At 67.8% G+C, this 17655-nt stretch carries 21 protein-coding genes; 10 read left to right on the top strand and 11 right to left on the bottom strand.

Annotation, left to right across the window (positions count from 1 at the left end):
* The 6 genes from ACFWF3_RS02660 to ACFWF3_RS02635 form a co-directional block, all read right to left on the bottom strand.
* Nucleotides 1-210 (bottom strand): AMP-binding protein (locus tag ACFWF3_RS02660; RefSeq protein ID WP_379312180.1); only part of this gene is annotated, 210 nt, incomplete at its 3' end.
* 24 nt (nt 211-234) lie between these two features.
* Nucleotides 235-1473 carry a hypothetical protein gene (locus ACFWF3_RS02655; protein ID WP_379312179.1) on the bottom strand — a complete coding sequence of 413 codons (1239 nt, stop codon included), beginning with the start codon at nt 1471-1473 and terminating at the stop codon, nt 235-237.
* A 5-nt stretch (nt 1474-1478) separates the two neighbouring features.
* Nucleotides 1479-2030 carry a nuclear transport factor 2 family protein gene (locus ACFWF3_RS02650; protein ID WP_378992706.1) on the bottom strand — a complete coding sequence of 184 codons (552 nt, stop codon included), beginning with the start codon at nt 2028-2030 and terminating at the stop codon, nt 1479-1481.
* Nucleotides 2030-2257 (bottom strand): ferredoxin, encoded by a 228-nt coding sequence (locus tag ACFWF3_RS02645; RefSeq protein WP_379295003.1) that lies wholly within the window; start codon nt 2255-2257, stop codon nt 2030-2032. Before ACFWF3_RS02645 ends, ACFWF3_RS02650 begins: the two co-directional genes overlap by 1 nt.
* Nucleotides 2254-3051 carry an SDR family oxidoreductase gene (locus ACFWF3_RS02640; RefSeq protein ID WP_378992708.1) on the bottom strand — a complete coding sequence of 266 codons (798 nt, stop codon included), beginning with the start codon at nt 3049-3051 and terminating at the stop codon, nt 2254-2256. Before ACFWF3_RS02640 ends, ACFWF3_RS02645 begins: the two co-directional genes overlap by 4 nt.
* Entirely contained in the window at nt 3051-4256 is a 1206-nt protein-coding gene (locus ACFWF3_RS02635) for a cytochrome P450 (RefSeq protein WP_378992709.1), read from the bottom strand. Before ACFWF3_RS02635 ends, ACFWF3_RS02640 begins: the two co-directional genes overlap by 1 nt.
* Before the next feature lie 233 nt (nt 4257-4489).
* On the opposite strand from ACFWF3_RS02635, the gene ACFWF3_RS02630 reads away from it, so the two are divergent.
* The 9 genes from ACFWF3_RS02630 to ACFWF3_RS02590 are packed head-to-tail and all read left to right on the top strand — an operon-like array spanning nt 4490 to nt 12974.
* The gene (locus tag ACFWF3_RS02630) at nt 4490-5389 is read left to right on the top strand and encodes an MlaE family ABC transporter permease (protein ID WP_379312178.1); all 900 of its coding nucleotides are present in this window, start codon (nt 4490-4492) and stop codon (nt 5387-5389) included.
* On the top strand, nt 5389-6255 hold the full coding sequence (locus ACFWF3_RS02625; protein ID WP_378992711.1) for an ABC transporter permease: 867 nt from the start codon (nt 5389-5391) through the stop codon (nt 6253-6255). Before ACFWF3_RS02630 ends, ACFWF3_RS02625 begins: the two co-directional genes overlap by 1 nt.
* 4 nt (nt 6256-6259) lie before the next feature.
* Nucleotides 6260-7303: a hypothetical protein gene (locus ACFWF3_RS02620; RefSeq protein ID WP_378992713.1), complete on the top strand. Its 1044-nt coding sequence runs from the start codon at nt 6260-6262 to the stop codon at nt 7301-7303.
* Complete coding sequence (locus ACFWF3_RS02615; protein WP_379312177.1) at nt 7303-8301, top strand: MlaD family protein; 999 nt, start codon at nt 7303-7305, stop codon at nt 8299-8301. Before ACFWF3_RS02620 ends, ACFWF3_RS02615 begins: the two co-directional genes overlap by 1 nt.
* A complete protein-coding gene (locus ACFWF3_RS02610) occupies nt 8289-9296 on the top strand; it encodes an MlaD family protein (RefSeq protein WP_379312176.1) in 1008 nt (335 codons plus the stop codon). Before ACFWF3_RS02615 ends, ACFWF3_RS02610 begins: the two co-directional genes overlap by 13 nt.
* A gap of 32 nt (nt 9297-9328) precedes the next feature.
* Nucleotides 9329-10399, top strand: coding sequence for an MlaD family protein (locus ACFWF3_RS02605; protein ID WP_379312175.1), 1071 nt, complete (start codon nt 9329-9331; stop codon nt 10397-10399).
* A complete protein-coding gene (locus ACFWF3_RS02600) occupies nt 10396-11430 on the top strand; it encodes an MlaD family protein (protein ID WP_379312174.1) in 1035 nt (344 codons plus the stop codon). The genes ACFWF3_RS02605 and ACFWF3_RS02600 overlap by 4 nt, the downstream gene beginning before the upstream one ends.
* Complete coding sequence (locus ACFWF3_RS02595; RefSeq protein WP_379312173.1) at nt 11427-12383, top strand: MlaD family protein; 957 nt, start codon at nt 11427-11429, stop codon at nt 12381-12383. The genes ACFWF3_RS02600 and ACFWF3_RS02595 overlap by 4 nt, the downstream gene beginning before the upstream one ends.
* 18 nt (nt 12384-12401) lie before the next feature.
* Nucleotides 12402-12974, top strand: coding sequence for a hypothetical protein (locus ACFWF3_RS02590; RefSeq protein WP_379312172.1), 573 nt, complete (start codon nt 12402-12404; stop codon nt 12972-12974).
* Here the strand turns inward: ACFWF3_RS02590 and ACFWF3_RS02585 are convergent, their stop codons facing one another.
* A complete protein-coding gene (locus ACFWF3_RS02585; RefSeq protein ID WP_378630312.1) occupies nt 12975-13121 on the bottom strand; it encodes a DUF1059 domain-containing protein in 147 nt (48 codons plus the stop codon). It lies immediately after the preceding gene.
* Between the two features lie 88 nt (nt 13122-13209).
* On the opposite strand from ACFWF3_RS02585, the gene ACFWF3_RS02580 reads away from it, so the two are divergent.
* Entirely contained in the window at nt 13210-13866 is a 657-nt protein-coding gene (locus ACFWF3_RS02580; protein WP_378992724.1) for a class I SAM-dependent methyltransferase, read from the top strand.
* A 6-nt stretch (nt 13867-13872) separates the two neighbouring features.
* On the opposite strand, the gene ACFWF3_RS02575 is transcribed toward ACFWF3_RS02580, so the two are convergent.
* The 4 genes from ACFWF3_RS02575 to ACFWF3_RS02560 form a co-directional block, all read right to left on the bottom strand.
* Entirely contained in the window at nt 13873-14895 is a 1023-nt protein-coding gene (locus ACFWF3_RS02575) for a prenyltransferase (RefSeq protein WP_379312171.1), read from the bottom strand.
* Nucleotides 14885-15616, bottom strand: coding sequence for a class I SAM-dependent methyltransferase (locus ACFWF3_RS02570; protein WP_379312170.1), 732 nt, complete (start codon nt 15614-15616; stop codon nt 14885-14887). Before ACFWF3_RS02570 ends, ACFWF3_RS02575 begins: the two co-directional genes overlap by 11 nt.
* A gap of 37 nt (nt 15617-15653) precedes the next feature.
* The gene (locus tag ACFWF3_RS02565; protein ID WP_379312169.1) at nt 15654-16898 is read right to left on the bottom strand and encodes a glycosyltransferase family 4 protein; all 1245 of its coding nucleotides are present in this window, start codon (nt 16896-16898) and stop codon (nt 15654-15656) included.
* Nucleotides 16898-17655: cytochrome P450 (locus tag ACFWF3_RS02560; protein ID WP_379312168.1), on the bottom strand; the 758-nt coding region annotated here is incomplete at its 5' end. The genes ACFWF3_RS02560 and ACFWF3_RS02565, both read right to left, overlap by 1 nt.

The following is a 17655-nucleotide window of genomic DNA, read 5'->3' as shown; positions in this document are numbered from 1 at the left end:
CAACGTCTCCATGGTCTCGATGCTGTTGTGCATCTGGAATCCGACGTGCGTGCCGTGGCCGACGCCCGACTCGGCGAGCCGGTGCGCGAGCCGGTTGGCGCGAATATCCAGTTCCCGGAACGTCACTCGACGATCGCGCTGAATCAGCGCGATCCGATCGGGCATGGCGTCAACGGAGTGTTCGAACAGGTCGGCGAAGTTGTTGGCCATGTCAATCCATCTCTCGACGATCTCTCACACGACGGTGAGCGGCAGGGGTTTGCCCCGGTCGGTGAAGGCGAAGCCCGCACCGGTGCTGAAACGGGTCACCGCGACCTCGGACGCTTCACGGAACGGTTGTTCGGCCAGGTCGATCTCGACGGTCCAGCCGTGCTGGTCGGTAGCGGCGACCCGGGCGACGAACCGTGGGTCGACCCCGCGAACAAGGGCATCGAGGGGGCGAAGGTCCTCGGGCGTCAGCATCGAGGGCCACGCACCGTCGGTCCGTGCCCCGCTGGCATGCGGAAACCGCAGACGCACCCCGGATTCCACGACGGAGATGTCGATTCCCGTGTAGCCCAGCGGGTTCAGCGCCGGATGCACGCGCAAGACCCGGGCCAGCGCGTCCGGATCGCGGCCGAGGTTCAGGCAGTTGCGGATGCGCTCGGAGGTCAGTCCGGCGATCCCGGCGAACTGCTTGCGCCCGATCCCGAGGGCGGTCGCCGCATCGGCGCGTTCCCCGATGGCGACCATGAACCCCAGGGTCAGCAGGTGCTGTTGCAGGCAGATCTCGTCGGCCATCCGGCGCAACGCGGCATGGGAGAAATCGGCGAACCGCAGATCACTCAGCAGCGGCCCTGTGTAGTCGGCCCTGCCCTCCTCACTCACGTCGATGTCGGCCAGCTCGAGCTGCGCGGCAACGGAGTTCGTGAGCAGCGCGGCGTTGCGGGGAACCTCGGGCGGGACGTGCGCGGCATCGATGACGACCGTCCACGCGCACACCGGGGTCCGGTCGGCGGGCTTGCGCGGTGGGCGGTGCACCGGCCGCACCTGGGCGTGCGGATTGGTGGCCAGCGCCGTGGCATCGAAGGTGGGGTCCTCGATGTCGTGGCACATCGCCACCACGAACTCCTCGCCCATCGGCTCCACATCGGCCAGTGCCCCGCAGTGATCGAGCCAGAACTCGCCGTGATCGTGGTCATCGACGCGGAACCGGAAGTCCATGAACTGCGGTGGCGCGCCGATGTCGAGTTGCAGCCCTTTGAAGATGGTTTCGACGCTGTCGCCGGTGAAGCGCAGCGCGCGCTGCATCCGGCGGGTGTAGATCGGACTGGCCAGCTGCCACTCCTCGATCGCGACCGCCGTCATTCCCTCGCGGCCGAAGGCGGCGATGGTGTGCGCCATCCCGGACCGGTCGATGAGGTGACCGCACAGCAGCAGTTCGGGGACCAGTGCGGCCAGCTGGTCCCGGGACAGCTCCGCGTACCTGCTCATCGACGTCACCACAGGGAAGCGGGCGATTCGCCGATGGGGTACCAGCCGGGCAGCGGGTCCCGCGAGACGGAGCGCTCGATGCGCTGGTGCATGCCCGGCGACAGCGCGTTGTCGGTGATCATGTCGAGGAACATCGCCGAGACATTGCCGAAGTCGAAGAAGTCACGCTGCCAGGACCATTGGAAGTCGCCGCCGTAGCGGAACCAGCTGCCGCCGATGCCCTCGGGGGAGTAGTGGCGGCCGTCGGCGCGCTTGCCCTCGTTGATCTGCTTCCAGAAGCCGATGACGGTGCCGCTGCGCTCGTCGACGACGAACTCCTGATACGGGTAGGTCCAGCCCTCGAGGCCGAGCATCTCCTGGCCCAGGGCGTAGTCGCGGATCTCGTCGCGGCCGACGGCCATGAACTCCTGCTTGGGGCCGTAGTTCCAGCCGTAGGTGGCGTCGGCCGTGTACATCTCGGCCAGGGGCTTCCAGTCGCCCTTTTCCTCACATCGCTGGTTCTCCACGACCCAGCGCCGAACCATCTCGTCGAGTTCGGCCCGCTCGAAATTTGCCATCAGTCTGTGCCTTTCGCAGGGGAGTCGGATTCGCCGCCGTCGGCGATCGACAGAGCTCGGGTGGGGCAGTAGCGGATCGCGGCCTCGACGGCCTTGTGCTCCGCGGCGTCGGGGGTGGCGTCGGTGATCTGGACCGGGCCGCGCTTGGGCACGGTGAAGACCGCGGGCGCCTCGTCCTGGCAGACGCCGTGTCCCTGACACAGGTCGAGGTCGACCACGATTCTCATGACGCGCCTCCGTCCGGCGTCGGCCGCAGCGGTGCCTCGGGCTGCACCTCGACCAGCACCATGTGGGCACCTCGCGGGACCGAGACCACCGTCGCGACCGCGTCGGCGAGGTGGTGCGGTCGCAGCATGTAGGGGTGGCGGGCCAGGCCCCAGTCCTTCCAGTCCTGCAGTACCGGCCCGACGATCTCGGGAGTCGAATCCATGCCCATCCCGGTGAGGGTCGGGCCGGGACGTACCAGCGAGGCGCGAATTCCGGTGCCCTCCAGTTCCATGCGCAACTGACCGACCATCGCCTCCAGCCCGTTCTTGGCGGCGCTGTAGGCGCCGGACCGCGGCCGCGGGTTGTCGGCGCAATCGGAGCTGATCACGACGAGATCGCCACGGCGCCGCGCGGTCATCCCGGGCAGTACCCGGTGGACGAGACGTTGCGCGCCGACGAGATGGACCTGCACCTGGAACAGGAAGCGTTCCGGGTCCATCTCCCCGACCAGGGAGAATTCGATATCGCCCGCGCCGGAGACGAGGATCTCGGTCGGGCCGAGCGTGCGCTCGGCGGCCGTCACGAACTCGTCGACGGAGTCGGCATCGGTGACGTCGAGACGGTGGGCGTACGCCTCGCCGCCGCCGGCCCGGATCTTGGCCGCGATCTCCTCGCACAGTTCGACCCGGCGCGCGCCCAAGGTCACCGGATGGCCGAGTTCGGCGAGCGCGACGGCCGTCGCGGCGCCGATACCGGAGGACGCGCCGGCGATCAGCGCGGGCCTGCGGTCGGGATGGGGTTCGAATCGGGGCACTAGCTGACCTCTACTGTGATGGGGAGTTTGGCGAAGCCACGGACGTTGGTGGAGTGCACCCGTTCGATGCCGTCGGCGTCGACCTCGTATCCGGTGACGCGCGAGGCGAATTCGCCGAGCACGATGGTGGCCTCGAGCCGGGCCAGGTGCGCGCCGAGGCAGAAGTGCACGCCCGCGCCGAAACTGGCGAGCGCGCTGCTGTCGTTGCGGTCGATCACGTAGCTGTCGCCGTCGTCGAAGGCGGTCGCGTCGCGATTGGCCGAGCCGATCAGCAGCAGTACCTTGGCGCCGGCCGGGATGGTGCCGCCGTGGTAGTCGAGGTCGACCGCCGCGGTGCGGGCCACGATCTGGCTGGAGGTGTCGTAGCGCAGCGTCTCCTCCACCCAGTCGCTCACCAGTTCCGGGTCGGCGACCACCTTGGCGTACTCTGCGGGATTGGCCGCCGCCCAATAGAGTGCGTTGCCCAAAAGCTTGGTGGTGGTTTCGTTTCCGGCGACGACCATCAGGAACATGAAGCCGATGATCTCCTCGTCGGTGAGGGTGTCGTCGTCGATTTCGGCGTCCAGCAGCGCCGAGGTGAGATCGTCGGCGGGCGCGGCGCGGCGCTGGGCGACCATGTCGGCGTAGTAGCCGAACAGCCGAATCGAGGCGTCGATCGCGTCGACGGGCACATCGAGGACGCCCTCTTCGCGGTGCACCACGAGATCGGCCAACCGGCGGATCTCGGCACGGTCGGGTTCGGGCACGCCCATCAGTTCGGAGATGACGTCCATCGGCAACTTGCCCGCGACGTCGTCGATCCAGTCGAAGCTGCCGCGCGCGAGGGCGGGCTCGAGATGCTCGAGGGTGATCTCGCGGATGCGGACTTCCATCTCGGCGACGCGTTTCGGCGTGAATCCCTTGAAGACGAGTCTGCGCATCCGCATATGCCGTGGATCGTCCATCGCCAGGAACGACATCACCCGATGCGCGTGCGGACCCCAGGCCGCCGGATCGAGGGAGACGCCATTGGCGCTGGAGAGCCGGTTGCTGTCCCGAAAAGCCGCGATCACATCGGAATGCCGGGAAAGGGCCCAGAAATCGAGATCGGGATTGTGATAAAGCGGCGCCTCGGTACGCAGGCGGTGGTAAGTCGGATACGGATCATCGTGGAATCCGTAGTCGTACGGGTCGAAAGTCAGGGGTTGCACAGCGGCGCTCGTCATCGTGAATACCCCGGTTTCGATAGGTCGTCGCCGCCGGGTGCTGGGGTCGATCGCACCGAAGGAGACAGGTAGCTGGACATGTGTCTGGACGGTACCATCGACACAAGTTCAGCACAACGGTTTCCGGGCCGAAGGAGGGCCTCGACCGGCCGTTGTCGGCGGATTTGGAGGCTGGTCAGAAATCTGGACCAGTGTCTGGAATGTGGTCCAAATCATATGGTACGGTCACCGCCATGGCAGGGGTAGACGGCGAAGTCGCACCGGCTCGGGTCGGTGCGGCGGACACGGCCGACCCGGCTGTACCGGAGGCGGAACAGGCGAGTGCGGCCCGGATAATTCGGCGCAACTTCTCCGAGACCGTCCTTTCGAGCGTGGCGACGCTCGGCCGGGCATTGCGGATGGGCGCCGGCGCCGTCTATCTCGGGGCGAACGACGCCGTTCGCGGCCGATTCCAGATACACGAAACTCTCGCGCAGGCCTGGTTTCTGATCAGAGTCACCGCGGTGCCGAGCATTTTGATGGCCATTCCGTTCGGTGTCATCGTTTCCGCCCAGGTGGGCAATATCGTGTCCGAACTCGGCGCCGATTCGATGATCGGTGCCGCGGGTGGTCTCGGCGTCATCAAACAGGGCGCGCCGATGGCCACCGCGATGCTGCTCGGCGGTGCGGGCGCCGCCGCGATCGCCGCCGATCTCGGGGCGAGAACCATCCGAGAAGAAGTCGACGCGCTCCGGGTGATGGGCATCGACCCGGTGCAACGGCTGGTGGTGCCCCGCATCGCGGCCATGATGCTGGTCGCGCCGCTACTCAATATCTTGATCATCTTCGTCGGCATCAGCTCCGGGTTCGTGGTCGCGGTATCGGCGTTGAACGTCACCCCGGGCAGCTACTGGCAGTCCTTCGGTTCCTTCACCACCTCGGTCGACGTGTGGGTCTCGCTGGTCAAGGCGTTGATCTTCGGGTTCCTGGTCGTCGTGATCGCCTGTCAGCGCGGGTTGGAGGCCAAGGGCGGGCCGCGCGGCGTCGCCGACGGGGTCAACGCGGCCGTGGTGATGTCGATCGCCGCGGCCGTGGTGCTGAACACCGTGATCACCCAGGTGGTCACCATGTTCTTCCCGGTGAGGATGGCCTGATGAGCGCCGCTCCGTACTATCCCGCCGGGCTGCGCTGGGTGGGCAGACTGCGGCGCCGCCGCATCCGTCCACTCGGTCCGATCGAATCGATCGGCTTCGTGATCGGCTTCGGTTGGCAGGTGCTCTCGTCGGTGCCCTACACGCTCGTGCACTACCGGCGCCAGACGGTCACGATGGTGACGGACATGACGTGGGGTCGCGGTTCGGTGATCATCGGCGGCGGCGTGGTGCCCCTGATGCTGTTGCTCGGCGCCGCCATGGGAGCGTCCATCGGCATCGAGGCGTTCAGCGCGCTGAACCTGTTGTCGCTGGGTCAGCTCAGCGGCCTGATCTCGGCCTTCGGCGTGACCCGCGAGCTCGCGCCGATCGCGGCCGGGATCGGCTTCGCGGCCCAGGCCGGGTGCCGGATGACCGCCGAGATCGGTTCGATGCGCATCTCCGAGGAGATCGACGCGCTGGAATCACTCGGGATCCGGTCGGTGCCCTTCGTCGTCACGACGCGGGTCATCGCCGGGATCTTCGCCGTGGCACCGGCATTCGTGGTCGCGCTGATTCTGAGCTACGCCTCCTGCGCCTTCATCGTGACGACCATCCACGGCACACCGACCGGAACCTACAACCACTACTTCGATCAGTTCGTGGTCGGGTGGGACGTTTTCGCCGCGACCGTCAAGGTGATGGTGTTCGCCATCGCCGTCGTGCTGATCCATTGCTATCAGGGCTATTTCGCCACGGGCGGCCCCGAGGGCGTCGGTATCGGCTCCGGGCGCGCCATTCGGGCGAGCCTGGTGGCCATCATCGCGCTCGACATGGTCGCCACCATCGCACTGTGGGGATTTCAATCCCCCGTCACGTTCACCGGGTGATGCCATGCCTGCTTACGCCCTGCCGGGCACCGAAGTCGGGCCGCTGCGCGCCCGGATCCTCGGCGCGCTCGCCATCGCGCTCGCGCTACTCGCCGTGCTGGTCTGGCGCGTGGTGCCCGACAGCGTGCCCGCCGACCAGATCCGGGTCGCGCTGCTGGTCGGCGCGGTCGGCGAGGGCGTGGGGGAGGGCACCGATGTCCGGCTCGACGGCGTGCGGGTCGGCTCGGTCGACACGATCGACTTCGCCGGCCGGAGCAAGCAGCGAATCGAGCTGACGCTGAGCGGGTCTCAACTGTTCGGCCTGACCGACGCGCTGGCCGTCGACTACGCGCCGGGAAACCTGTTCGGCATCAGCGCCATCGAGCTGCACTCGACGGTGGGCGGTGCTGAGCTGGTCGACGGTTCGACCGTCGACCTGACCGGTCGCGACGCTGCTCGGGTACACGACGCCACGCTCTCCGCCCTGCTGAAAGCAACGGGACAACTCACCGACGAGGTACTGACACCGAAACTCGTCGCATTGCTCAGCACCGTCTCCCGCGATCTCACGGCGTTCACCCCGCTGCTGGAAGCGATCGGCACGACCGCCCGCTCCTACGCGGAGACCAGACAGCTACCGCCCTCGGTGCTGTTCGAACAGTTCGGTTCGGCGCTGACCGGTCTGCCGCCGATGCTGACCGGTGGCCTGACGCTGCTGAACGCGGAGTACACGAACAAATACCTGGCGGTCCCCGATCAGCTCCAGCGGTTCGGCCGGATGTTCGAGGGCGTCCAGTACCAATTGCTGCCGACGGTCACGCGACTGTTCAGCACCTCTCAGCAGTACTTCGGGGAGATCTTGCCGATGCTCAGCCTTGTCCTCGACCGACTCGCTGCCTCGGTCAGCACCCCGCAGCGTTCGGCGCAGCAGCTGAGCGAGCTGCTCACCCGACTCGACACCGCCTTCCAGGACACACCCGAGGGCCCGGTGCTCCGGGCCGAGGTCGCGCTCGACGGTGTGCCGGGTCTGGCGGCGCCGCTGGCCGCGATGCTCGGGGGCGGGCGCTGATGACGACGCGTGCCCTGCTGATCCGGGTAGCCACCGCAGTCGCGCTGATGGCCGTGGTGCTGGTCGGCGTCCTGCGCGTGATCGAACGACCCGTCGACGGCGAAACCGACACCTACGCAGCGCTGTTCACCGATGCGAATGGCCTGCGCAGCGGTGACGACGTGCGCCTCTACGGGGTGCAGGTCGGCAAGGTGCAGGCCGTCGAACTCGACGGCGCGCTCGCCCGCGTGCGCTTCACCGTCGCGCGGGATCGGACGCTGTTCCTCAACTCCCGGATCGCCATCCGCTACCAGAACCTCACGGGTTTCCGGTATCTGGGCGTCGAGCAACCCGACCAACCGACGGGCCGACGTGATCCGGCGTCGGTTTTCAGTACCGCGGAGACGGTGCCGGACTTCGACATCACCCGTCTGTTCAAGGGTTTGCAGCCGGTGCTGGCCGAACTCTCTCCCGAGGATCTCAACCAGTTCGCGACCAGCATCCTCGCGGTGATCCAGGGCGAGGGCACAGGTCTCGGGCGGGCACTGGGCGCCATCGACAAGCTCAGCCGCTTCGCCTCCGACCGTCAGGTGGTCCTGTCGACCCTGGCGCGCAACCTCGCCGAGGTCGCCGATCATCTCGACGGAAAGTCGGGCAACGCCATCACGCTGCTGACCAATCTGACCAACCTGTTCATGGCCATCACCGCGAAACTGCCCGGGCTGGTGGACTTCTCGATCGGCATTCCCGGTGTGCTGAAACCGCTGCGCAGCATGCTGACCGTCTTCGGGGTCACCGGCGAGCCGAACAGCGATCTCGACGCGGCGCTCACCCGAGCCTTCCCCGATCCGTACGAGGCGGTGGCCGCGTTCGAGAGCCTGCCCGGCCTCATCCAGTCGATGACGCGGGCGATTCCCCAGACCGGGCCCGGCTTCACCTGCTCGCACGGTGACGCCACCGCACCGCCACCGCTGCAAGTGCTCATCGCCGGACAGGGGATCGTGCTGTGTCACCGATAACGCGCCGACGCGCCATCAACGATCCCCGCGCCGGTGAACTGCGCTGGGGGATAGCGGGAATGTGCGCCGCGGTACTGCTCCTGGTCGCGATCGGTTTCGTCTATGTCACCGAAACCACCTCGCAGACAACCTATTCCGCCGACCTGACCGATGCGGGTTCGGTCCGCGTCGGCGACGATGTGCGGCTCGCCGGGATCCCCGTCGGGAAAGTGACCTCGCTGGACCTGCTGCCCGACCGGGTCCGGATGAGGTTCACCGTCGCCGCCGACGCGTTCATCGGCGATCAGACCACCCTCGATATCCGGATGCTGACCTTTGTCGGCGGCTACTACGTGGCGGTACTGCCCGCGGGCACGCAACCGCTGGGTGATGCGGTGCTGCCCGCGCAGCGAGTGATCGTGCCCTACAACCTGACCCGGGCATTCCAGGACGCGGTGGAGCCGGTGCGCCGCATCGACGGCGAGGTCTTCCGGCGCGATCTCGCCGCGCTGTCCACCGCGATCGACAAGAGCCCGGACGCGGTGCGCTCGGCCGTGCGCGCCGCCGGTGACGTGGTCGCGATCCTGGACGAGCAGAACGCGGACATCTCGCGCGCCCTGTCCATCGCCGACGAGTACCTCAGCGCACTGCGGGCCAACGCCGATGTGCTGGCGAACCTGATCATCACCCTCGGCACGCTCGAGCAGATCATCCAGACCAACAAGGTGGTGGTCGCGGATTCCCTGATCGATCTGGCGGTCGTGCTGAAACAGGTCACGCCGCTCGGACGCGCGTGGGATGACTCGATCCAGCAGCGGGTGGCCCCGCTCGCCGCGGCGGTCCCCGCGCTCGAAGAGCTCGGCACGCGCCTGGGCGCCCTGTTCGATTCCGTACGCGCACTGGAGGAGCGGTTGCTCCCGCTGCTCCCACCGGGCGGCGGGGTGAGTGTCGATCAGTCCGGGGCGACGATCCAGCTGCCCGCCGTCTGCGTGCCACTGCCAGGGGGCGGCTGTTGATATCGAAACAGCTACTCGGATCGCGTGGGCTGATGTCGGTCGCGGTGGTTCTGACTCTCGTCCTCGCCGGTGCCCTGGGTCTGCGACTGAGTACACCGAACCCGCCGATGCGGGCCTACTGCGCCGCAATGCCCGACAGCATCGGACTTTACGAAGGCAGCGCCGTCACGGTGCTGGGGGTGCAGGTCGGGCGGGTCACCGGTATCAGCGTCGACGGGGCCTCGGCGCGCGTCGAATTCACCGTCCGCGCCGATCGGAAGCTGCCGCTCGAGGTCGGGGCGGTGACGGTCAGCGACACCTTGATCGCCGACCGCCGACTGGCCCTCATCGGCAACGAACCTGTCGGGCCGGGCTGGAATTCGAGCGCGTGCATCACCAAAACCCTGACGCCCAAGAGCCTTACGCAGACCTTCGACGCCCTCGCCGGTCTGGCCGACCAGCTCAACGGCGCGGGCGATCCGGCGCAGCGGACCGCCCTCGGCGCCGGGATCACGGCCCTGGAACGCGCAACGGCGGGGACGGGCGAGCAGATCAACGACGTCATCGTGGCGCTGAGCCGGGCACTGGCCGCACCCGATGCGGCGATCGGTCACCTCGGGCAGTTGCTCGACGCGCTCACCGAGCTCGCCCACCGCGCACGCGGTGGCTGGTCGCAGGTGGAGACGACGGTGACCGGGTTGCCGCAGACTTTCAACGACATCGTCACCATCGCCTTTCCGCCGGTCATCGCGATCGTCGCCACTCTCGCCGATCTGCTGCCCCAGCTCAACGATGTGATCATGATGTTCGGCTCGCCCGGACTGCGCGCACTGGACGCGGTGCCCGACCTGTCGCGGATGATCGCGGCGGGGGTCGGCTCGCTGGCCGACGTGATCGCGATGGCGCCTGCCGTCGCCGGTGGCTTCGCCGGTGCTGTCGACCCGGCCACCGGCGCGCTGACCATCGGCTACGCGCCGCCGAAACTCGCACTCGCCCAGCAGGACTCGGACCGGATCTGCGCGGCCGTGCAGGTCGTCACCGGGCAGCCGTGCCTGCCTTCGGACGGCGGTGCGATGACGATTCCCGCGATGCCCGTCCTACTGGGAGCGGTGAGCGCCCGATGAAACGTGTCGCCCTGTTCGTCCTCGCGGTGCTGTTCGCCACCACCGGTTGCGGATTCCGGCCCGCCGATCTGCCCGTGCCGGGAGCCGATGTCGGCGGACCCACCTATCCGTTGCGGATCGAGTTCGCCGACGTTCTCAATCTCCCGCAGGGCGCCAAGGTGATCGCGGCGGGTGTCCGCGTCGGCGGGCTCACCGGCGTCACACTGGTCGACCCCGTCCCCGGCACGGCGGAGCGGGCCGCCGTGCCCGGGTATGCCGTCGTCGATGTCGAGATCCAGCGGTCGGTCCGGCTCCCGGTCGGCACCACCGCCGAACTGCGCCAGGAGACGCCGCTGGGCGACGTCCACATCGCCCTGAGCGAGCCCGCCGACCCGACCGCGGGCGAGTTGACAGCGGGCGCGACCATCCCGCTCGAAGACACCACCCAGTCGCCGCCGATCGAGGACATCCTGGCCGGATTGTCCACCTTCATCGGCAGCGGTGCGGTGACCGACTTCCAGGACATCGTGCGCACGACGAACGGGGTATTCCCCGAGGACCCGCGCGAAACAGCGCGAATCGCAGACACTCTCGGAGCCGACATCACCGACCTCGGCGACCACCTGAACTCGGTCGACGCCCTGCTCGACGGCCTGGAAGCCACCGTCGACGACGGGATGCGGCACAACCTGCCGATTCTCGACGAGCTACTCACCCCCTACGGCGTCCAGCACACCACCGATGCGGTGAACACCCAGATCAGCGTCATCTTCGTGCTGACCGCCCTCGGCCCGGTCGCGCCGAGCGTCCAGTGGCTCGGCCCGCTGCTGTCCTCCCTGGACGACACCACCCGCGCCGTGGTGCCCATGCTGCTCGGCAGCCGCCCCCTCGACACCGACGCGCCCTCGAACATGAAGGCGCTCGTCGACCTGATCAACACCGACCTGGTCCCGTTCGCGCAGCACGGACCCGCGATCGACCTGTCGATCACGCCCGGCGACCACACCGCCCGGATCATCGACTCCCTGCGAATGATCGGTCTGGTGCGATGAACCTTCGTGCGACAGTGTCACTCTCGGCGATCATGGCGGTGCTGGTCTTCGGGGTCGGGTACATGTCGCTCGGTGTGCTCCGGCTCGATCCGCGCATCAGCTTCCGCACCGCGGATCTGCGGCTGGCGCACTCGGGCGGGCTGGCGCCGAACTCGCCGGTCCTGCTCTCCGGTGTCCAGGTCGGGCGCACCGAGTCGGTGCGCAAACAGGACGGGGGTGTGCTCGTCCGGTTGCGGATCGACAGTCGCTACCGCATCCCGGTGTCCAGCGATGTCCGCATCGAGCAGCTGTCGGCGCTGGGCGAGCCCTACATCGCCTTCGCACCGGAGTCAGGGGCGGGCCCGTATCTCGAGGACGGCCAGGTCGTCGCGGCGGACCGCGTCCACCTGCCGACGACCATCACCGCGCTCTCGGCCCGGCTGGTCGAGCTACTCGACCAGCTCCGACCCGAGACGATCGCGAACCTGGTCGACACCTTCGATCGCGCGCTCGCCGGTACCGACGCCGCGATGGGGACGCTGCAGCGGTCATCGACGCTGCTCGCGGCGACGTTGCTCAGCCGCACCGAGGCGATCCGGCAGCTGTTCGCCGATATCCAAACCCTCGGTGGTGACATGGCGTGGCTCGGGCCGTCGCTCGCCACGGCGGGCCCGCTGTTCGGCGAGTTCGGTGTCACGCTGAACGCGATCGTCGAGTCCGGTGCGGAGCTGGTGGAAAGCCGCCCGGTCGAGGACTACTTCACCGGCGACGGCCTTGTCCCCTTCCTCGACAACCTCACCGCCCTGATCACCGAGATCGGCCCGAGTATCGCCCCGCTGGGACAGCTTCTCGGGCCGGTGGTCACCGACGCGGTCCATCGGACGCCGGCCATCGACATCAGCACCCTGATCGACCAAGCACTGCAGAACGTGGACGCCGACGGCACCGTGCATTTCCGCCTCGGCGTCAAATAGCCGGACAAAGGACTGACCATGAGTACAGCGACCGAAGTAGAAGCCACCGCCGCCGACGAACAGACACCGCGCACCGTCTCCGTCCGGCTCTCGACCGTCCTGGTCAGCGGCACGATCGGGGTGCTCGTCGCCGCGGTCGTCACGTTCGCGGCGCTGTATTTCTCGGCGCGGGCGACGATCGCCGAGCGCGACGCGCGCGCGGCCGACGCCGAGCGCGTGGAGCAGATCGCGACCGGCTACGGCGTCGGCGCGTCCACGATCGACTACCGCGACGTGCCTGCCTGGTTCGCCCGGCTCAAGACCGGCACCACCGGGTCTCTGGCCGCCAAATTCGACGCCACCGCACCGCAGTTGGAGCAGATCCTGCTCCCGCTGCAATGGACGTCGAAGGCGAACCCGCTCTCGGCGAAGGTGATCTCGGAAGCCGGTGGCATCTACAAGGTCAATGCCTACCTCGACGTGGTCTCCACCAGCGCCCAGACGCCAGAGGGAACGCGGACCACCGTCACCTATTCGCTCACCGTCGACCGGAATTCCGACTGGCAGATCACCGAGGTGGGTGGCCTGCAGAACGCCCTGCCGACGAAATGATCAGTAGGCGATGAAGAGGATCTCGTCCGGGGTGTAGTCGTGGCCGGGGTGGTTCGCGGCCAGGTGCTCTTGGGTCTGCTTGATCAGATCGGCCTCGTCGGTGCCGCGAATGCTGACGCCACAGGGGCAGTTGAGACGAGTCTTCATCGATGTTCTCCTTGGGTTTCGGCTATCCGAGCATCTTTCCGGACAGTAGTCCGGATTGTATTCCAGGTCATGTGTTAGCGTCACCCGCATGGGAGCTGTAGACGAGATCTCCGCCGGTACCAGCGACCTGTTCGCCCTCGCCGAACAGACCGTCGGATTCATGCCGCCGGAAGAGGGACAGGCGCTCTACACGGCCGCCCGCGCGTACGCGGGTGACGGAATCATCATGGAGATCGGCACCTACTGCGGCAAGTCGACCGTCTATCTCGGTGCCGCGGCCCGCGAAACCGGTGCCACCGTGTGCACCGTCGACCACCACCGTGGCTCCGAGGAGCATCAGCCGGGCTGGGAGTACCACGACACCAGCATGATCGACCCGGAGACCGGCGTCTTCGACACCGTGACCACGTTCCGGCGCACCATGATTCGCGCGGGTCTCACCGACACGGTGACCGCGATCATCGGCTCGTCGAGTGCCGCCGCCCGCATCTGGCGGGCCCCGCTGCGCATGCTGTTCATCGACGGCGGCCACACCGAGGAGGCCGCCCAGCGTGACTACGACAACTGGGTGCACTGGGTGGCCGGTGGCGGGCTGCTCGCCATTCACGACGTCTTCCCCGATCCCGCCGACGGTGGTCGCGCGCCGTACAACATCTATCGACGCGCGATCGACAGCGGCAAGTTCCGCGAACTCTCGGTCACCGGTTCGCTGCGCATCCTGCAGCGAACCGCCGCGTGTAACTGAGCCGGATCACCGGGGGAGTGCGTCGCGGAAGATGCCGTTGCCCGCGGTGGTGCGGCTGAGGGCGTCGGCGGCGAGCACGACCGCCGCCCCTGTCCAGGTGGTGCGCTCCTCGGGCCAGCGCTTGCCGTCGGTGAAAACGAGTCCGGTCCAATAGGATCCGTCCGATTCGCGCAGATGCTGCATCGCGGTGAACAGCGTGCTCGCGGCGGCGGTGTCGCCGATGGCATCGAGGGCGAGCACCAGTTCGCAGGTCTCGGCGCCGGTGACCCACGGTGCGTCGGACACGCAGCGAATGCCGAGATCGGCGACCACGAATTCGTTCCAGTGCCGCGCTATCCGGTCCGCGGCCGCCGCGCCGCGCACCGCGCCGCCGAGGATCGGGTAGTACCAGTCCATGGAGTAACGGCTCTTGTCCAGGAACGCGTCCGGATGATGGCGCAGGGCGTTGCCGAGCCGGCTGCGAGCCGCCGCCCAATCCGATCGCGGGTCGCCCACCCGCTCGGCGAGGGTCACCGCACAGCCGAGGCTGTGGAAGATGCTGGAGCAGCCGGTCAGCAGAGCTTCCCCCGATGATCCGGATTCGCCGGCCGACCAATGGATCTCGCCGTGCTCGCCCTGTTGCAGCCCGAGGACGAAGTCGATGCCTGCGCGGACCGTCGGCCACATCTCCGCGGCGAACCCGGTATCGCCGGTGATTGTGAGGGCGTGCAGAACACCGGTCGCCAGGTAGGCGCAGAAGTTGGTGTCGGCGTCGTGGTTCTCGATCACGCCCGCGCGTACCTGCGTGGGCCACGATCCATCGGAGCGCTGCGATTTCGCCGACCAGATGTAGGCCTCACGGGCCACGTCCCACAACCCGCCCACGGTGAGCGCCATCGCGGACTCGATGTGATCCCACGGATCGGTGTGGCCGCCGCTGAACCAGGGGATCGCACCGTCGGGTTCCTGTGCGGCGGCGATGGATTCGGCGGTCTGCCGGATCTCACGCGCGGAGACGACCCCGGGAACGGCCGGTAGCTCAACGGGCATCGCCGCGCACCGCCGGTTTCGTGAAGTAGAGCGCGACCGACTTGCCGACCAGCGGATTCAGCACACGTTCGGCGGTGCGCGTGAGCGCGGGCGCCGACATCATGTCCCACACCAGCATGCGGTGATAGGCGCTCACCAGCGGGTGCTTGTCATTGCGCACGCCGACAGCACATTTCAGCCACCAGAAGGGTGCGTGCAGCGCGTGCGCGAAGTCCTGGTGGTGGTAGCGCAGACCGCGCGCGGTGATCTTGTCGCGCAGCTCGTGGGCGCGATAGATGCGGACGTGACCGCCCTCGTTGGCGTGGTACTCGTCCGAGAGCGCCCAGCAGATGCGTTCGGGCAGCCAGCGCGGCACCGTGACCGCCAGCGCGCCACCGGGTTTGACCACCCGCGCCAGTTCGGCGATCGCCTGTGTGTCCTGCGGGACGTGCTCGAGGATCTCCGAGGCGATGACCACGTCGAATTCGTCGTTGCCGTAGGGCAGGTCGAGCGCGTCGCCGCGCACGGTCTCGGCCTTGGCGTACTCCGGTGCCTCGCCCGCCGCGGCCATGGCCTCGAACATGATGTCGACATCGGCCAGGTCGGCGGCGTTCTGGTCGAACGCGACGACGTCGGCTCCGCGGCGGTAGGCCTCGAAGGAATGTCTGCCCGCGCCGCAGCCGATGTCGATCACCCGTGATCCGGGGCCGATGCCCAAGCGGTCGAAATCGACGGTCAACATGAGGCCTCCAGGTGCTGCGCGGGGTCGGGCGGTGCCGTCATCGGGCGGTGCCCGGCGGGGTAGGGGAGTGGCGGGTGATCGCCTGGTCATAGATCGCGAGTGTTTGCGCGGCAACGGCCGACCAGCTGAACAGTTCGAGAACGCGGACACGACCCGCCGCGCCGAGGCGCTCGCGCCGGTCGGGATCGTCGAGCAGTTCGCCGAGCACCCGGGTCAGTGCGTCCACATCGCCTGGCTCGACCAGCTCGGCGCACTCGCCGACGACCTCGGGCAGCGCGCCTGCCCGGCTGGCGACCAGCGGTGTCGCGCTGGCCATCGCCTCGACGGCGGGCAGCGAAAACCCCTCGTACATCGACGGAATGCAGGCGATCTCGGCAGAGGCGAGCAACTCGGCGAGCTGCTCGTCGCTCATTCCGCTGACCGGGGTGACGATATCGGCGATACCGAGTTCGGCGATCAGCTTCTCGGTGGGGCCGTTCGGTTCCAGCTTCGCGACCAGCCGGAGCTCGACATCGCAGGTATGGCGCAGCCGGGCCACGGCTCTCAGCAGGTGTGCGATGCCCTTGAGCGGCTTGTCGGCACTCGCGACCGCGACGATGCGCCCGCGCACCCGCGGTGTCTCGCGCGGCCGGAACAGGTCGGTGTCCACGCCGAGGGGGACGGTATGCAACTGTCCGGGCCGCACGCCGAAGTCCTGCGCGATATCGGCGGCCGAAGACGAGGACACCGTGATGAGGTCCGGAATCTGCTGTGCCACTTGCTGTTGCATGCCGAGGAAGCCGTACCATCGCCGCACGAACAGCTTGCGCCGCCACGGGGTCGCGGCCAGATCGACCGCGCGGTCGCGAGTGATCGGATGGTGGACGGTCGCCACCAGCGGCAACCGCTCGGCGATGGTGAGCAGACCGTAGCCCAGGCACTGATTGTCGTGCACCACATCGAATTCCGTGGCGCGCGCGGCCAGCAGCTTGGCCACCCGCAAGCTGAACGTGCGCGGTTCGGGGAACCCGGCCGTCCACATGGTGGCGAGCTCGAGCAGGTCGACACGGTCCCGGATCTCGCGGGGATGCGGTGTGCGAAAAGGGTCTTCGTCGCGGTACAGGTCCAGGCTCGGCACCTCGGTGAGCCGCACCCGCGGGTCGAGATCCTCGGGATAGGGCTGGCCGGAGAACACCTCGACCTGGTGACCGAGATCGACGAGCCCCTGACTCAGGTACCGGACATAGACACCCTGCCCGCCGCAATGCGCCTTGCTCCGATATGACAGCAGCGCGATCCGCATCAGTGCACCGTTCCCGACTCGTAGCTGACCTGCCAGTGTTTGATGCCGTTGATCCAACCCGATCGCAGCCGCTGTGGCTCCGAAATCTGGGACAGATCGGGCATCACGTCGGCGATGGCATTGAAGATCAGCTCGATCTCGAGCCGGGCCAGGTTCGCGCCGACACAGAAGTGCGCGCCGGTGCCGCCGAACCCCAGATGCGGATTGGGGTCTCGCGAGATGTCGAAGCGGAACGGGCTCTCGAAGGCATCTTCGTCGAAATTGGCCGAGCTGTAGAACAATCCGACGCGCTGACCGGCGCGGATGAGTTGCCCGCCGAGCTCGGTGTCGGCGGTCGCGGTGCGCTGGAACACCGTCACCGGCGTCGCCCAGCGCACGATCTCGTCGGGCGCGGTCCGTGGCCGCTGCCGCTTGTAGAGCTCCCACTGATCCGGATTGTCGATGAACGCCTTCATCCCGTGGGTGATGGCGTTGCGGGTGGTCTCGTTGCCCGCGACCGCGAGCAGGATCACGAAGAACCCGAACTCGTCGGAGCCCAGCGCCTCCCCGTCGAGATCGGCGTGCACGAGCCTGCTGACGATGTCGTCGGCGGGATCGGTGCGGCGCTGCTCGGCCATGTTCCAGGCGTAGCCGAGGATCTCCATCGCCGCGGTGGACGAGGCGTCGGTGGTCGTGGCGTCGCCGTACTCCGGGTCGTCGTAGTTGAGCATCTGATTCGACCAGTCGAACAGCTTGCGGCGGTCCTGCTGGGGGACGC

The sequence above is a fragment of the Nocardia sp. NPDC060220 genome (assembly GCF_042727815.1).
Taxonomy (GTDB): domain Bacteria; phylum Actinomycetota; class Actinomycetes; order Mycobacteriales; family Mycobacteriaceae; genus Nocardia.
This window is presented reverse-complemented; position numbering and strand designations above follow the sequence as displayed.

What these genes read in the sequence shown, in the direction of transcription:
- ACFWF3_RS02590 (WP_379312172.1), top strand. Translation starts at nt 12,402, where the DNA reads ATGAGTACAGCGACCGAAGTAGAAGCCACCGCCGCCGACGAACAGACA.
- ACFWF3_RS02625 (WP_378992711.1), top strand. Translation starts at nt 5,389, where the DNA reads ATGAGCGCCGCTCCGTACTATCCCGCCGGGCTGCGCTGGGTGGGCAGA.
- ACFWF3_RS02565 (WP_379312169.1), bottom strand. Translation starts at nt 16,898, where the DNA reads ATGCGGATCGCGCTGCTGTCATATCGGAGCAAGGCGCATTGCGGCGGG.
- ACFWF3_RS02580 (WP_378992724.1), top strand. Translation starts at nt 13,210, where the DNA reads ATGGGAGCTGTAGACGAGATCTCCGCCGGTACCAGCGACCTGTTCGCC.
- ACFWF3_RS02650 (WP_378992706.1), bottom strand. Translation starts at nt 2,030, where the DNA reads ATGGCAAATTTCGAGCGGGCCGAACTCGACGAGATGGTTCGGCGCTGG.
- ACFWF3_RS02585 (WP_378630312.1), bottom strand. Translation starts at nt 13,121, where the DNA reads ATGAAGACTCGTCTCAACTGCCCCTGTGGCGTCAGCATTCGCGGCACC.
- ACFWF3_RS02620 (WP_378992713.1), top strand. Translation starts at nt 6,260, where the DNA reads ATGCCTGCTTACGCCCTGCCGGGCACCGAAGTCGGGCCGCTGCGCGCC.
- ACFWF3_RS02635 (WP_378992709.1), bottom strand. Translation starts at nt 4,256, where the DNA reads ATGACGAGCGCCGCTGTGCAACCCCTGACTTTCGACCCGTACGACTAC.
- ACFWF3_RS02600 (WP_379312174.1), top strand. Translation starts at nt 10,396, where the DNA reads ATGAAACGTGTCGCCCTGTTCGTCCTCGCGGTGCTGTTCGCCACCACC.
- ACFWF3_RS02570 (WP_379312170.1), bottom strand. Translation starts at nt 15,616, where the DNA reads ATGTTGACCGTCGATTTCGACCGCTTGGGCATCGGCCCCGGATCACGG.
- ACFWF3_RS02630 (WP_379312178.1), top strand. Translation starts at nt 4,490, where the DNA reads ATGGCAGGGGTAGACGGCGAAGTCGCACCGGCTCGGGTCGGTGCGGCG.
- ACFWF3_RS02595 (WP_379312173.1), top strand. Translation starts at nt 11,427, where the DNA reads ATGAACCTTCGTGCGACAGTGTCACTCTCGGCGATCATGGCGGTGCTG.
- ACFWF3_RS02645 (WP_379295003.1), bottom strand. Translation starts at nt 2,257, where the DNA reads ATGAGAATCGTGGTCGACCTCGACCTGTGTCAGGGACACGGCGTCTGC.
- ACFWF3_RS02575 (WP_379312171.1), bottom strand. Translation starts at nt 14,895, where the DNA reads ATGCCCGTTGAGCTACCGGCCGTTCCCGGGGTCGTCTCCGCGCGTGAG.
- ACFWF3_RS02655 (WP_379312179.1), bottom strand. Translation starts at nt 1,473, where the DNA reads ATGAGCAGGTACGCGGAGCTGTCCCGGGACCAGCTGGCCGCACTGGTC.
- ACFWF3_RS02615 (WP_379312177.1), top strand. Translation starts at nt 7,303, where the DNA reads ATGACGACGCGTGCCCTGCTGATCCGGGTAGCCACCGCAGTCGCGCTG.
- ACFWF3_RS02605 (WP_379312175.1), top strand. Translation starts at nt 9,329, where the DNA reads ATGTCGGTCGCGGTGGTTCTGACTCTCGTCCTCGCCGGTGCCCTGGGT.